General features: G+C 46.6%; 13 protein-coding genes. All 13 read left to right on the forward strand.

Translation table 11 applies throughout. The annotated features are described in order from the left end of the window. Positions 1-234: 234 nt before the first annotated feature. The 13 genes from rpoB to rpsS all read left to right on the forward strand — a co-directional run bounded on the left by rpoB (position 235) and on the right by rpsS (position 15,795). Positions 235-3,762, forward strand: a complete 3,528-nt coding sequence (gene rpoB, locus ACXAJH_RS19035) for a DNA-directed RNA polymerase subunit beta (RefSeq protein ID WP_474970237.1) — start codon at positions 235-237, stop codon at positions 3,760-3,762. Positions 3,763-3,834: 72 nt separating this feature from the next. Then, entirely contained in the window at positions 3,835-7,446 is a 3,612-nt protein-coding gene (gene rpoC / locus ACXAJH_RS19040; RefSeq protein WP_474970238.1) for a DNA-directed RNA polymerase subunit beta', read from the forward strand. 141 nt (positions 7,447-7,587) lie between these two features. Next, complete coding sequence (locus ACXAJH_RS19045; protein WP_474970467.1) at positions 7,588-7,839, forward strand: 50S ribosomal protein L7ae-like protein; 252 nt, start codon at positions 7,588-7,590, stop codon at positions 7,837-7,839. A gap of 92 nt (positions 7,840-7,931) precedes the next feature. After that, positions 7,932-8,351, forward strand: coding sequence for a 30S ribosomal protein S12 (rpsL, locus tag ACXAJH_RS19050; protein WP_027953428.1), 420 nt, complete (start codon positions 7,932-7,934; stop codon positions 8,349-8,351). Between the two features lie 58 nt (positions 8,352-8,409). Next, positions 8,410-8,880 (forward strand): 30S ribosomal protein S7, encoded by a 471-nt coding sequence (gene rpsG, locus ACXAJH_RS19055; RefSeq protein WP_474970239.1) that lies wholly within the window; start codon positions 8,410-8,412, stop codon positions 8,878-8,880. Positions 8,881-8,922: 42 nt separating this feature from the next. Then, the gene (gene fusA, locus ACXAJH_RS19060; protein WP_474970240.1) at positions 8,923-11,001 is read left to right on the forward strand and encodes an elongation factor G; all 2,079 of its coding nucleotides are present in this window, start codon (positions 8,923-8,925) and stop codon (positions 10,999-11,001) included. Between the two features lie 121 nt (positions 11,002-11,122). Continuing rightward, on the forward strand, positions 11,123-12,313 hold the full coding sequence (gene tuf / locus ACXAJH_RS19065) for an elongation factor Tu (RefSeq protein WP_474970604.1): 1,191 nt from the start codon (positions 11,123-11,125) through the stop codon (positions 12,311-12,313). Positions 12,314-12,684: 371 nt separating this feature from the next. After that, positions 12,685-12,993, forward strand: coding sequence for a 30S ribosomal protein S10 (gene rpsJ / locus ACXAJH_RS19070; protein WP_027953424.1), 309 nt, complete (start codon positions 12,685-12,687; stop codon positions 12,991-12,993). Positions 12,994-13,024: 31 nt separating this feature from the next. Continuing rightward, the gene (gene rplC, locus ACXAJH_RS19075; RefSeq protein WP_027953423.1) at positions 13,025-13,660 is read left to right on the forward strand and encodes a 50S ribosomal protein L3; all 636 of its coding nucleotides are present in this window, start codon (positions 13,025-13,027) and stop codon (positions 13,658-13,660) included. Between the two features lie 21 nt (positions 13,661-13,681). Beyond that, positions 13,682-14,305 carry a 50S ribosomal protein L4 gene (gene rplD, locus ACXAJH_RS19080; RefSeq protein WP_474994931.1) on the forward strand — a complete coding sequence of 208 codons (624 nt, stop codon included), beginning with the start codon at positions 13,682-13,684 and terminating at the stop codon, positions 14,303-14,305. Further along, a complete protein-coding gene (gene rplW, locus ACXAJH_RS19085; RefSeq protein ID WP_474970242.1) occupies positions 14,305-14,592 on the forward strand; it encodes a 50S ribosomal protein L23 in 288 nt (95 codons plus the stop codon). The genes rplD and rplW overlap by 1 nt, the downstream gene beginning before the upstream one ends. A gap of 33 nt (positions 14,593-14,625) precedes the next feature. Continuing rightward, a complete protein-coding gene (gene rplB, locus ACXAJH_RS19090; protein WP_474970243.1) occupies positions 14,626-15,459 on the forward strand; it encodes a 50S ribosomal protein L2 in 834 nt (277 codons plus the stop codon). Positions 15,460-15,516: 57 nt separating this feature from the next. Further along, positions 15,517-15,795, forward strand: coding sequence for a 30S ribosomal protein S19 (gene rpsS, locus ACXAJH_RS19095; RefSeq protein WP_027953419.1), 279 nt, complete (start codon positions 15,517-15,519; stop codon positions 15,793-15,795). Positions 15,796-15,815 lie beyond the last annotated feature (20 nt).

Genomic DNA, 15,815 nt, shown 5'->3' on the forward strand with positions numbered 1-15,815 from the left:
AACTTGCGGACTGGTCAGAATGGTAAAATCGAACGCTGAAAGTAAATGAGGTTTTTAATGTATGAAAAGCCTTTTTCTTTTTTGTCTAACGTTAGAGAGAAATGAAGAATCACCATCTGCAATTGCCGCAGATGTTTAAATATGCTTGTGGCAAGATCAACCGCAAGCCTGTTCGGCATGTCTTGCCGGACCCTTTTTTCGTTATTAAAATGCTTGATTTGAGGGGTGAATCAGTTGACAGGTCAACTAGTTCAGTATGGACGACACCGCCAGCGCAGAAGTTATGCACGTATCAGTGAGGTATTGGAATTACCAAACCTGATTGAAATCCAAACCGCTTCTTACGATTGGTTCTTAAAAGAAGGTTTGAAGGAAATGTTCCAGGACATTTCCCCGATTGAAGATTTCACAGGTAATCTATCGCTTGAATTCGTAGACTACAGCCTTGGCGAACCAAAGTATCCAGTCGATGAGTCAAAGGATCGCGATGTAACATATAACGCACCGCTTCGAGTGAAAGTACGCCTTCTAAACAACGAGACAGGTGAAGTAAAAGAGCAGGAAGTTTTCATGGGTGACTTCCCATTGATGACAGACACAGGTACCTTCGTAATCAACGGTGCTGAGCGTGTCATTGTATCTCAGCTCGTCCGCTCTCCAAGCGTGTACTTTAACAAGAAAATAGATAAAAACGGTAAACGCGGCTATACGGCAACCGTCATTCCAAACCGCGGAGCGTGGCTGGAATTTGAAACAGATGCCAAAGATGTCGTACACGTACGTATTGACCGTACGCGTAAGCTGCCGATTACAGTTCTGCTGCGTGCTTTAGGATTCGGAACCGACCAGGAGATCATTGATCTTATCGGCGACAACGAATACTTGAAAAACACGCTTGAGAAAGATAATACGGAGACTACAGAGAAAGCGCTGCTTGAAATCTACGAGCGTCTACGCCCTGGTGAGCCGCCTACAGTAGAAAATGCGAAAAGCTTGTTGGTTTCCCGTTTCTTCGATCCAAAACGCTACGACCTAGCGCGCGTTGGACGATATAAAATGAACAAAAAGCTTCATATTAAGGACCGTTTGTTCAATCAGACACTGGCGGAAACGCTGGTCGATGAGGAAACAGGCGAAGTCATCGCTGAAAAAGGCGATAAGATTGACCGCCGTCTCCTGAATAAACTGATCCCTTACTTCGATGATCAGGAAGGTACATTGAGTGAAGAAACACTTGAACCCGTTGAAGGCGTTCTTGAAGATCCGATCCAAGTACAGTCTGTGAAAATCGTTGATCCAACTGACCCGGAAGGGGAGCGTTCCATCAACGTTATCGGCAATGCCAACATTGACCGTGATGTGAAGAACATTACTCCTGCTGATATTCTTTCTTCTATCAGTTACTTCTTCAACCTGCTGCATGATGTAGGCGGTACAGACGATATTGACCACCTTGGTAACCGTCGTCTGCGTTCTGTAGGTGAACTTCTTCAGAACCAGTTCCGTATTGGTCTTTCCCGTATGGAGCGTGTCGTTCGTGAGCGTATGTCCATCCAGGATACATCGTCCATCACGCCACAGCAGTTGATTAACATCCGGCCTGTGATTGCGTCCATTAAAGAGTTCTTCGGAAGCTCGCAGCTTTCACAGTTCATGGACCAGACCAACCCGCTTGCGGAATTGACGCACAAACGCCGTCTATCCGCTCTTGGACCAGGTGGTTTAACTCGTGAACGCGCAGGATTTGAAGTTCGTGACGTACACTATTCCCACTACGGGCGTATGTGTCCGATCGAAACACCGGAAGGTCCAAACATTGGACTGATCAACTCCCTTTCTTCCTATGCGAAAGTGAATGAGTTCGGATTTATTGAAACGCCATACCGTCGTGTCGACCCGGATACAAACAAAGTAACGGCTCAAATCGACTACCTGACTGCCGATGAGGAAGATAACTACGTGGTCGCCCAGGCGAACGCGAAGCTTGATGATGACGGTGGATTCACAGATGAAGAAGTTATCGCACGTTTCCGCGGGGAAAACACGGTCGTAGCCCGTGACCGCCTTGACTACATGGACGTATCTCCGAAGCAGGTAGTATCTGCTGCGACAGCTTGTATCCCATTCCTTGAGAATGATGACTCCAACCGTTCCCTTATGGGTGCGAACATGCAGCGTCAAGCAGTACCATTGCTGAAGCCGGATGCGCCTCTTGTGGGTACTGGTATGGAATATGTGTCTGGTAAAGACTCCGGTGCTGCCGTTATTTGTAAGCACGAAGGAATTGTTGAGCGCGTGGAAGCGAAAGAAGTCCGCGTCCGCCGTATTTCTGAAGTAGATGGCAAAGAGGTTGAGGGAGATCTTGACCGTTACCGTCTTCAGAAATTCATCCGTTCCAACCAGGGAAGCTGTTATAACCAGCGTCCAATCGTTTCTAAAGGTGACCGTGTTACAAAAGGGGAAATCCTAGCTGATGGTCCATCCATGGATATGGGTGAACTGGCTCTTGGACAGAACCCGCTTGTGGCCTTCATGACATGGGATGGTTACAACTACGAGGATGCGATCATTATGAGTGAGCGCCTTGTTAAAGACGATGTATACACTTCCATCCACATTGAAGAATATGAATCAGAAGCCCGTGATACGAAGCTTGGACCTGAAGAGATCACTCGTGATATTCCTAACGTCGGTGAAGATGCTCTTCGTGACCTGGATGACCGTGGAATTATCCGCGTCGGAGCAGAAGTCAGTGACGGAGATCTGCTTGTCGGTAAAGTTACACCTAAAGGGGTAACAGAACTGTCTGCAGAAGAACGCCTTCTTCACGCTATCTTCGGTGAAAAGGCTCGTGAAGTCCGCGATACGTCTCTTCGTGTTCCTCACGGTGCCGGTGGTATCGTTCTTGATGTGAAAATCTTCAACCGTGAAGACGGAGATGAGCTTCCACCAGGAGTGAACCAGCTGATCCGTGCTTATATCGTTCAGAAGCGTAAGATTTCTGAAGGGGATAAGATGGCTGGACGTCACGGTAACAAAGGTGTTATTTCCAAGATTCTTCCGGAAGAGGACATGCCGTTCCTTCCAGATGGAACACCGGTTGATATCATGTTGAACCCACTTGGTGTACCATCTCGTATGAACATCGGTCAGGTGCTGGAGCTGCACATGGGTATGGCCGCCCGTTTGATGGGTGAAAGAATTGCCACCCCGGTCTTTGATGGTGCCCGCGAGGAAGATGTTTGGGAAACATTACAGGAAGCAGGCATGGCTCGTGATGCGAAAACGATCCTGTATGATGGACGTACCGGGGATCCGTTTGATAACCGTGTATCTGTCGGTGTCATGTACATGATCAAACTGGCACACATGGTTGATGATAAACTCCACGCCCGTTCAACTGGACCTTACTCTCTCGTTACCCAGCAGCCACTTGGTGGTAAAGCCCAATTCGGTGGTCAGCGTTTCGGTGAGATGGAGGTATGGGCCCTTGAAGCATATGGTGCTGCCTATACCCTGCAGGAAATCCTGACGGTTAAATCCGATGATGTTGTTGGCCGTGTGAAAACATACGAAGCCATCGTCAAAGGTGACAACGTACCGGAACCTGGTGTGCCGGAATCCTTCAAGGTTCTTATCAAGGAACTTCAAAGTCTTGGTATGGATGTGAAGATTCTCTCCGGTGATGAGGAAGAGATTGAGATGCGGGATATTGAGGAAGAGCAAACCAAAGAATCCGAGAATTTGAACTTAGACGATTAAGTTAGAAACACTGCTGTCGCTCGTGTTCTAAGCTTAGGGTAAAACCTGGATACTGAAAGGGAGGTAGGCCCCTTGCTAGATGTTAACAACTTTGAGTATATGAAAATCGGCCTCGCTTCACCGGATAAGATTCGTTCTTGGTCCTATGGTGAAGTTAAAAAGCCGGAAACCATCAACTATCGTACGTTGAAACCAGAGAAAGACGGTCTTTTCTGTGAGCGTATCTTCGGGCCTCAAAAAGACTGGGAATGTCACTGTGGAAAATACAAACGCGTCCGTTACAAGGGCGTCGTTTGTGACCGCTGTGGCGTTGAAGTAACAAAAGCGAAAGTACGCCGTGAGCGTATGGGGCACCTTGAACTAGCTGCCCCTGTCTCTCACATCTGGTACTTCAAAGGTATCCCGAGTCGTATGGGTCTTGTATTGGATATGTCGCCAAGAGCGCTTGAAGAGGTTATTTACTTCGCCGCTTACATCGTGACCGATCCAGGCGAGACAGCTCTTGAGAAGAAGCAGCTGCTTTCTGAAAAAGAGTACCGTTCATACCGTGAGAAATTCGGACAAGGCTTTCAGGCTGCTATGGGAGCGGAAGCCATCCGTAAACTTCTATTCGACATCGACTTGGATGGAGAAGTAGACACACTGAAGGAAGAATTGAAAACTGCCCAGGGTCAGCGACGCACACGTGCGATCAAGCGCCTGGAAGTGTTGGAGTCCTTCCGTCACTCTGGTAACGATCCTTCGTGGATGATCCTGGATGTTCTTCCTGTCATCCCTCCGGAACTGCGCCCAATGGTGCAGCTGGATGGTGGACGTTTCGCCACATCTGATTTGAACGACCTTTATCGTCGTGTCATCAACCGTAATAACCGTCTGAAGCGTCTATTGGATCTTGGAGCCCCTACGATTATCGTTCAGAACGAGAAGCGTATGCTTCAGGAAGCTGTTGACGCCCTGATCGATAACGGCCGACGCGGCCGACCGGTTACAGGTCCTGGTAACCGTCCACTTAAATCTCTTTCCCACATGTTGAAAGGGAAGCAGGGACGTTTCCGTCAAAACCTTCTTGGTAAGCGTGTTGACTATTCCGGACGTTCCGTAATCGTTGTAGGACCATCGTTAAAGATGTACCAATGTGGTCTTCCGAAAGAAATGGCTCTGGAGTTGTTCAAGCCTTTCGTTATGAAGGAATTGGTTTCCCGCGGACTTGCACACAACATCAAGTCAGCTAAACGTAAGATTGAACGCGTTCACCATGAAGTATGGGATGTTCTTGAGGATGTCATTAAAGAGCACCCGGTTCTTCTTAACCGTGCACCAACGCTTCACCGTCTTGGTATCCAAGCGTTCGAACCGACGCTTGTAGAAGGACGCGCCATTCGTCTGCACCCGCTCGTATGTACGGCTTATAACGCCGACTTTGACGGTGACCAGATGGCTGTACACGTACCGTTATCCTCAGAAGCTCAGGCTGAAGCGCGTATTCTGATGCTTGCGGCTCAGAACATCCTGAACCCGAAAGACGGAAAACCAGTTGTTACGCCGTCACAGGATATGGTACTTGGTAACTACTACCTCACTCTTGAGCGTACCAACGCAATAGGAGAAGGTATGTTCTTCAAGGACTTGAACGAAGCGCTGATGGCTTACCAGAATGGTTATGCCCACCTGCACACACGTGTAGCTGTTCAGGCGAGTTCCTTGAATAACGAAACATTCACAGAAAAACAGAACCAGCAGCTTCTTCTGACTACGGTCGGTAAGTTGATCTTCAACGAAATGCTGCCTAGTTCTTTCCCTTATATCAATGAACCAACAAAAGAAAACCTGGAGATCAAGACTCCGGATCATTACTTTATTGAAAATGGAACAGATATCCGTGCGGAAATTGCGAAGCGCGACGAAGTCGCTCCATTCAAAAAAGGAATTCTTGGAGACATCATTGCAGAAGTGTTCAAACGCTTCTCCATCAGTGAAACGTCCAAGATGCTTGACCGTATGAAGGATCTTGGTTTTGCTTACTCTACGAAGGCCGGTATTACAGTCGGTGTATCCGACGTTGTCGTACTTCCAGAGAAACAGGAAATTCTTGATGAAGGTCAGAAGAAAGTCGATAAGGTCATGAAACAGTTCCGCCGCGGTTTAATTACCGAAGAAGAACGTTATGACCGCGTCATTGAAATCTGGGGAGCAGCCAAGGATGATATTCAGAACCGTCTGATGAAATCCCTTGATCCGCGTAACCCGATCTTCATGATGAGTGATTCCGGAGCCCGTGGTAACGCCTCTAACTTTACGCAGCTCGCTGGTATGCGTGGTCTGATGGCCAACCCGGCTGGACGTATCATTGAACTACCAATCAAGTCCAGTTTCCGTGAAGGTCTGACTGTACTTGAATACTTCATCTCCACACACGGTGCACGTAAAGGTCTTGCTGATACAGCCCTTAAGACAGCCGACTCAGGTTATCTGACTCGTCGTCTTGTAGACGTTGCGCAGGATGTCATCGTCCGTGAAGATGATTGTGGAACGGACCGCGGCTTGACTGTTGCCGCCCTTCAGGAAGGCTCTGAAATCATTGAGCCGCTGATCGACCGTCTCATTGGTCGTACAGCGTTCCAGAAAATTGAACACCCTGAAACAGGTCGTGTTCTTGCAGAAAGAAATGAAGTTATTTCCGAAGATACTGCGAAACAGATTGAAGATTCCGGTATTAAGGAAGTTGTCATCCGAACTGCCTTCACTTGTAATACGAAGCACGGCGTATGTAAGAAATGTTATGGCCGCAACCTTGCCACTGGTGATGAGGTTGAAGTTGGAGAAGCTGTCGGAATCATCGCAGCGCAGTCCATCGGTGAGCCTGGTACACAGCTTACTATGCGTACCTTCCACACAGGCGGGGTAGCCGGAGACGATATCACACAGGGTCTTCCTCGTATCCAGGAGATCGTGGAAGCTCGTAATCCGAAAGGTCAGGCTGTCATCACTGAAATCGATGGTACTGTCCACGAAGTGAATGAAGTGAAAGAGAAACAGGAGATCGTCGTCCAGGGCGCGGTTGAGTCCCGCTCCTATACTGCTCCATACGGTGCCCGTATGAAAGTAAGTGTCGGTGACGAAGTGAAGTCCGGTGATGCGTTGACGGAAGGTTCCATCGATCCGAAGGAACTGTTAACCATCAAAGGTCTCGACGGAGTTCAGGAATATCTTCTTAAAGAAGTTCAGAAAGTATACCGTATGCAGGGTGTAGAAATTTCTGATAAGCACGTAGAAGTTATGGTCCGTCAAATGCTCCGCAAAGTCCGTGTTCTTGACTCTGGTGACACAGATGTTCTACCTGGATCCCTTCTTGAAATTCACCAATTCAAAGAAGCGAACCAAAAAGTGCTCATGGAAGGTGGTCAGCCGGCAGTCGGCCGTCCAGTCATCCTGGGTATTACGAAAGCGTCTCTTGAAACAGACAGCTTCCTGTCCGCCGCGTCCTTCCAGGAAACGACTCGTGTCCTGACTGATGCAGCTATTAAAGGCAAGCGCGACGAGCTGCTTGGCTTGAAAGAGAACGTCATTATCGGTAAACTTGTTCCTGCAGGTACGGGCATGACCCGCTACCGCAAGATACAGGCTCAAGCCGAGGGTGCGCAGACCGAAACTTCGGTAACACCCGAAGAGGTTACGCAGCCATAAAAAGAGAAGTAGATGTTAACAAAGGGTAAAAAATAAGGAAGCACTAAAAATCTCACCCGAATGCAGTTGACATGCATTTGGGTGAGTGATAATATTATCAAGGTGCTTCCATTTATCCTTGTTACTTTGGAGGATATGAAGATGTCTTATGAAAAAGTAGCACAGGCAGGTTTCGATATCATTATCGGAACAAAGCAGACACTGAAAGCCATGAAAAATGGTGAAGTGAACGAAGTCATAACGGCTGACGATGCCGATCAGTCCATGACATTTAAAGTAGCTGAACTGGCCCGGCAACTGAACATTCCCCATACACGGGTTCCTTCCATGGAAGAGCTCGGGAATGCATGCGGTATTGACGTTGGTGCGGCTACAGTGGCGATAAAGCAATAAAGTTTTGGCGTTTCAACGCGAAAGCTTTGTTTTTTGCCTTTTTATGAACCACCTGGATGTGTGGTATTAAAAAATGAAGGGAGGATACAACCATGCCAACTATTAACCAATTGGTACGTAAAGGTCGCGTGAGCAAGACAAAGCAGACGAACTCTCCAGCTTTGAACAAAGGCTATAACAGCATGAAAAAGCGTATGACAGATCTTGCTGCTCCACAAAAACGTGGTGTCTGCACACGTGTTGGTACAATGACACCGAAGAAACCGAACTCTGCACTTCGTAAATATGCACGTGTTCGTTTGACTAACCAGCTTGAGGTTAACGCTTATATCCCTGGTATCGGCCACAACCTTCAAGAACACAGTGTTGTTCTTATCCGTGGCGGTAAAGTTAAAGACTTGCCAGGTGTACGTTACCACATCGTACGTGGTGCGCTTGATACTTCAAGTGTTGACGGCCGTATGCAAGGTCGCTCCAAGTACGGTACCAAAAAGCCAAAAGCTAAAAAATAAACGATATGAATATATCGCTTAAATAAACTAAAACAATTGTGAGAAGGGAGGGGAACATATGCCACGTAAAGGTCCAGTAGCAAAACGTGATGTGTTGCCAGATCCAATGTATAACTCTAAGCTTGTTACTCGTTTGATCAACCAAATCATGGTGAACGGTCAGCGCGGAAAAGCTCAAAAGATTCTTTATAAAGCTTTTGAACTTGTTCAGGAGCGCAGCGGAAACGAAGCAATGGAAGCATTCGACGAAGCAATGAAGAATGTTATGCCTGTATTGGAGGTTCGCGCACGCCGTGTGGGTGGTTCCAACTACCAGGTACCAGTTGAGGTTCGTCCGGAACGTCGTCAGGCTCTAGGTCTTCGTTTCATCGTAAACTATGCGCGTCTACGCGGAGAGAAAACGATGGAAGAGCGCCTTGCTAACGAAATTCTTGATGCATCGAACAACACTGGTGCTTCCGTTAAACGCCGCGAAGAAATGCACAAAATGGCAGAAGCGAACAAAGCATTCGCTCACTACCGTTGGTAATCACCAAAAAAATAACTGTTCAAACAGGAAGGAGAAAGATTCATGGCTAGAGAGTTCTCCTTGGAAAAGACTCGGAATATCGGGATCATGGCTCACATCGACGCTGGTAAAACAACGGCGACTGAGCGTATTCTTTTCTACACAGGACGTATCCACAAAATTGGTGAAACTCACGAAGGAGCTTCCCAAATGGACTGGATGGAGCAGGAACAGGAGCGCGGAATCACAATTACTTCCGCCGCTACGACTGCTCAGTGGAGAGACCACCGTATTAACATCATCGACACTCCTGGACACGTAGACTTCACTGTTGAAGTTGAGCGTTCCCTGCGTGTACTTGATGGATCTGTAGCTGTTCTTGACGCCCAATCCGGTGTTGAGCCTCAAACAGAAACTGTTTGGCGCCAGGCTACCACGTACGGTGTTCCACGTATCGTGTTCGTTAACAAAATGGACAAAGTAGGGGCTGACTTCATTTACTCCCTTGGCACATTGAAAGACCGCCTTGGTGCAAATGCCGCAGCTGTTCAACTTCCTATCGGTGCAGAAGATGAATTCGAAGGAATCATCGACCTTGTAACGATGGAAGCCTACTACTACATGGATAACCTTGGGACTCGTGCAGAAGCACGTGCCATTCCGGATGACTACAAAGATCAGGCTGAAGAGTACCGCGGCAAGCTTGTAGAAGCTGTTGCTGAACTTGATGAAGACTTGATGATGCAGTATCTGGAAGGAGAAGAAATCACGAACGAGCAGCTGAAGACGGCTATCCGTACAGCTACTCTAACTGTAGACTTCTACCCAGTCTTCTGTGGGTCTGCCTTCAAGAACAAAGGTGTACAACTTCTAATTGATGGTGTTATTGATTATCTACCATCTCCATTGGATGTACCTCCAATTGAAGGTCACGTACCACAAACGGAAGAGCATGTTGTCCGTAAGGCTGATGACAACGAGCCATTCTCTGGTCTGGCTTTCAAAGTTGCCACAGACCCTTATGTAGGTAAACTGACATTCTTCCGCGTATATTCCGGAACACTTTCCGCTGGTTCTTACGTGAAAAACTCCACGAAGGATAAGCGTGAGCGTGTAGGTCGTATCCTGCAGATGCACGCAAACTCCCGTGAAGAGATTTCCACAGTATACGCTGGTGATATCGCTGGTGCGGTAGGTCTTAAAGACACGGGTACAGGTGACACTCTATGTGATGAGAAGAGCCTTGTTATCCTTGAATCTATGGAGTTCCCTGAACCGGTAATCTCTGTAGCTATCGAGCCTAAATCCAAAGCTGACCAAGATAAAATGGCCATTGCCCTTGGTAAGCTTGCTGAAGAAGATCCAACGTTCCAAACGGAAACAAACGTTGAAACAGGACAAACGATCATCGCTGGTATGGGTGAGCTTCACCTTGACATCATCGTTGACCGCCTGAAACGTGAGTTCAAAGTTGAAGCGAACATTGGCGCTCCACAGGTTGCCTACCGCGAAACATTCCGCGCTAGTGCACAAGTGGAAGGTAAGTTCGTACGTCAATCCGGTGGTCGTGGACAATTCGGTCACGTATGGGTTGAGTTCGAACCAAACGAAGAAGGCGCTGGTTTCGAATTCGTCAACAAGATTGTTGGTGGTGTTGTACCGCGTGAATACATTCCATCTGTAGAACAAGGGATTAAAGAATCCTTGGAGAATGGTGTATTGGCCGGCTACCCAATGGTAGACATCAAAGCAACTCTTTATGATGGTTCCTACCACGATGTCGACTCCAACGAAATGGCCTTTAAAGTTGCTGCTTCCATGGCACTTAAAGAGGCTAAAAACAAGTGTAAGCCTGTTCTACTTGAACCAATGATGAAAGTAGAAGTTGTTATTCCTGAGGAATACATGGGCGATATCATGGGTGACGTAACTTCCCGTCGTGGACGTGTTGAAGGTATGGAAACTCGTGGTAATGCACAAGTGGTTAAAGCATTCGTTCCACTATCTGAAATGTTCGGTTACGCAACAGCGTTGCGCTCCAACACTCAGGGCCGCGGAACTTACACCATGCACTTCGACCACTACGAAGAAGTTCCGAAGAGCATCTCTGAGGAAATCATCAAGAAAAATTCCGGACAATAATTGATTTTTTAAACAAGTTACAGTATAACTTGTAATGTAAGCTTAGGAGTGCTTGTCACTCCTTGGCTGCATATAAATCTTAAACTAATAATTGTTACTTATCTAAAGGAGGAAATATACAATGGGTAAAGAAAAATTTGACCGGTCCAAGTCCCACGTTAACATTGGTACTATTGGACACGTTGACCACGGTAAAACTACTCTAACTGCAGCGATCACTACTGTACTTCATAAGAAATCTGGTTCTGGTGAAGCTATGGCCTACGACATGATCGACGGTGCTCCTGAAGAGCGTGAGCGTGGAATCACTATCTCCACTGCACACGTTGAGTACGAAACTGAATCTCGTCACTATGCACACGTTGACTGCCCAGGTCACGCTGACTACGTTAAGAACATGATCACTGGTGCTGCTCAAATGGACGGCGCGATCTTGGTTGTATCTGCAGCTGACGGTCCAATGCCACAAACTCGTGAGCACATCCTACTTTCTAAAAACGTAGGTGTACCAGCTATCGTTGTATTCTTGAACAAAGTTGACATGGTAGACGACGAAGAGCTTCTTGAGCTAGTTGAAATGGAAGTTCGTGATCTTCTATCTGAATATGACTTCCCTGGTGACGATGTACCAGTAATCAGCGGTTCTGCTCTTAAAGCTCTTGAAGGTGAAGAGAAATACGAGCAGGCGATCTATGACCTTATGGACGCTGTTGACGAGCACATCCCAACTCCAGACCGTGACACTGACAAGCCATTCATGATGCCTGTTGAGGACGTATTCTCCATCACTGGCCGTGGTACAGTTGCAACTGGCCGTGTTGAGCGTGGTCAAGTTAAAGTCGGTGACGAAGTTGAAATCATCGGTATGGCTGAAGAGTCCTTCAAGACTGCCGTAACTGGTGTTGAAATGTTCCGTAAGCTTCTTGACTATGCAGAAGCTGGCGATAACATTGGTGCTCTTCTACGTGGTGTTAAGCGTGAAGACATCAACCGTGGTCAGGTACTAGCTAAGCCTGGTTCCATCACACCACACACAAACTTCAAAGCTGAAGTTTATGTACTAGCTAAAGACGAAGGTGGACGTCACACTCCATTCTTCTCTAACTACCGCCCACAGTTCTACTTCCGTACAACGGACGTAACTGGTGTTATTCAACTTCCTGAAGGCGTAGAAATGGTTATGCCTGGGGACAACGTTGAAATGACAGTTGAACTTATCGCTCCAATCGCGATCGAGGACGGAACTCGTTTCTCCATCCGTGAAGGTGGACGTACTGTAGGTTCAGGCGTTGTATCTACAATCACTAAATAAGATTTCTCTTATTTTATAGGAAGCAGCAGCCATCCGGCTGCTGCTTTTTTTATGTTATCACTTGAAAGAACCGGCTGAATTTGTTTTAATGTATTATGGAATTTTCGTGGTGCATCGATCGGATTATATATAGAAGAGATGGTTGAAATGTGCCGCAAACATCAGTATAATAGTAAAAGTGTCCGTAGATAAATTATTTATGGATTTTCCTTGCATTGACCCGAATTATTCTATATAATGAGTAATGTTGGTCATAAAAGGCGATGAAGCGAAAGGTTGTTGACACACCCGGCCCCTTTGCCATGGCTGGTGTTCAAGTTTTTTCGCGGAGAATGTCTATTTTAAAAATGGGCGAAGAAGGAGGGAATATCATGGCAAAAGAAAAAATTCGTATTCGTTTAAAAGCGTATGATCACAGAGTGCTTGATCAGTCAGCAGAGAAGATCGTTGATACAGCTAAGCGTTCCGGCGCGGAAGTATCTGGTCCGATCCCGCTTCCAACTGAGCGTTCTGTATATACAGTACTTCGTGCGACTCACAAGTATAAAGACTCTCGTGAGCAGTTCGAAATGCGCACGCACAAACGTCTGATTGACATTGTTAATCCAACACCACAGACCGTTGATTCACTAATGCGTTTGGATCTACCATCTGGTGTGGATATCGAAATTAAACTATAATATATCGTTAAGATAATAGGAGGTGTAACGGATGACGAAAGGAATCTTAGGACGCAAGGTCGGCATGACACAGATTTTCTCAGACAACGGTGAATTGATCCCTGTAACTGTTATTCAGGCTGAGCCGAACGTAGTTCTTCAAAAGAAAACTACAGAAAATGATGGTTATGAAGCGATCCAGCTTGGATTTGCTGATGAAAAGTCCAACCGTTTGAAGAAAGCTGCTCAAGGGCACGCTGACAAAGCAAACACAACACCTAAGCGCTACGTTCGTGAATTCCGTAATGCGAACCTTGATGACTTTGAACTAGGTCAAGAGGTTAAGGTAGATATGTTTGAAACTGGTGACGCAATCGATGTGACAGGTACTTCAAAAGGGAAAGGTTTCCAAGGTGCAATCAAGCGCCACAACCAATCCACTGGACCTAAAACACACGGTTCCCGTTTCCACCGCCGTTCCGGTTCTATGGGACAAGGTGCAGACCCATCTAAAGTCTTCAAAGGCAAAGGTCTTGCAGGACAAATGGGTGGCGAGCAGGTAACTCTTCAAAACCTTGAAGTAGTTAAAGTAGACGCTGAGCGTAACCTGCTTCTAGTCAAAGGTAATGTACCAGGCGCGAAAAAATCTTACGTTAAGATTACAAGTGCAAATAAGGCTAGCAAATAATCAACGAAGGGAGGATATGTCATGCCTAAAGTAGCACTATTAAACCAAAGCGGTACTAATGTTGGTGAAATCGAACTGAATGAAGCCGTATTTGGGATTGAACCTAATACTCACGTATTACACGAAACAGTGTTGATGCAGCGCGCGAATCTTCGCCAAGGCACACACAAAGTAAAAGGACGTTCTGAAGTATCCGGCGGTGGCCGTAAACCATGGCGTCAAAAAGGTACAGGCCGTGCACGTCAAGGGTCTATCCGTTCACCACAATGGGTTGGCGGTGGAACTGTATTCGGTCCTACACCACGCAGCTACAGCTACACGATGCCGAAAAAAGTTCGTCGTCTTGCACTTCAGTCCGCTTACTCTTCTAAAGTACAGGAAGGTAACGCAATCGTTCTTGAGAGCTTGTCTCTAGACGCTCCAAAAACTAAAGAAGTTGTAAATATGCTTAGCGCACTAGACGTAAACGAGAAGGCTTTGATCGTTACAGCAGGAGAAGATAAGAACGTAGCTCTATCTTCTAATAACATCCCTACAGTAAATGCTCTCCCTGTAGAGCAGGTAAGTGTGTTAGACTTGCTGACGCATGACAAGCTGATCCTTACTAAGGAAGCAGCTGAAAAAGCAGGGGAGGTGCTCTCATAATGAAAGAACCACGCGATATTATTAAGCGCCCTGTCATTACTGAACATTCTGCTGATCTTATGGGAGAAAAGAAATATACGTTTGAAGTTAGCCCGAAAGCTAACAAAACTGAAATTAAAAATGCAGTTGAAGAAATCTTTGGCGTTCAGGTTGAATCTGTCAACACAATGAACCTTAAAGGTAAATTCAAGCGTATGGGTCGTTACGGCGGCTATCGTTCTGATCGTAAGAAAGCAGTTATTAAGTTGACTCAGGACAGTGAAGAACTAGAATTCTTTGAAGTATAATTGACTAATTGATAATGAAGGAGGGAAATAAAGATGGCGATTAAAAAGTTCAGACCGATTACTAACGGTCGTCGACACATGTCAGTTTCTGATTTCGCTGAAATTACGACTGACAAACCTGAACGCTCCCTTATCGCTCCACTTCACAAAAAAGGTGGACGTAACAACCAGGGTAGGCTGACAGTTCGTCATCAGGGCGGAGGCCACAAGCGTCAGTATCGTATGATCGACTTCAAACGCGACAAAGATGGAATACCTGGACGCGTTGCTACAGTTGAATATGATCCGAACCGCTCCGCTAACATTGCACTAATCAACTATGTTGATGGTGAAAAACGCTACATCCTTGCTCCTAAAGGTGTTAAGGTTGGCACAGAAATCATTTCAGGTGAAGGTGCGGATATCAAACCTGGTAACGCTCTTGCACTTAAAGATATTCCAGTTGGTACAATCGTACACAACGTAGAACTTAAGCCGGGACGCGGCGGACAGCTTGTTCGTTCTGCTGGTGCTTCTGCACAAATCCTTGGCCGTGAAAACAAATACACTCTAGTACGCCTGACTTCTGGTGAGGTCCGCCTGGTACTATCTACCTGCCGTGCAACAATCGGTCAAGTTGGTAACCTTGAGCACGAACTTATCAGTGTTGGTAAAGCTGGACGTTCTCGTTGGAAAGGCAAGCGCCCTACTGTACGTGGTTCCGTAATGAACCCTAGTGATCACCCACACGGTGGTGGTGAAGGACGCGCACCAATCGGTATGCCATCTCCTGTATCTCCATGGGGTAAACCAACTCTTGGATACAAGACAAGAAAACGCAACAAGCCGTCTGATAAATATATCGTACGTAGACGCGGTAAAAAATAACGGGATTGTCGGGCGGGCAGTAGGACCCGTCTCTCAATCGCGAAGGGAGGTTTATTCATGGGCCGCAGCCTGAAAAAAGGACCTTTTGTAGATGATCATTTGATGAAGAAAATCGAGAAGCTTAATGAAGATAGCAAACAGCAGGTCGTGAAGACTTGGTCTCGTCGTTCAACTATCTTCCCTAACTTCGTAGGACACACCATTGCTGTTTATGATGGTCGCAAACACGTACCTGTCTATGTTACAGAAGACATGGTAGGTCATAAACTAGGTGAATTCGCGCCAACCCGTACGTTCAAGGGACACTCTGGCGATGACAAGAAAACAAAACGCTAATATAGAGAGGAGGCACTCTA

It is taken from the genome of Halobacillus sp. ABD4_316 (assembly GCF_056161385.1).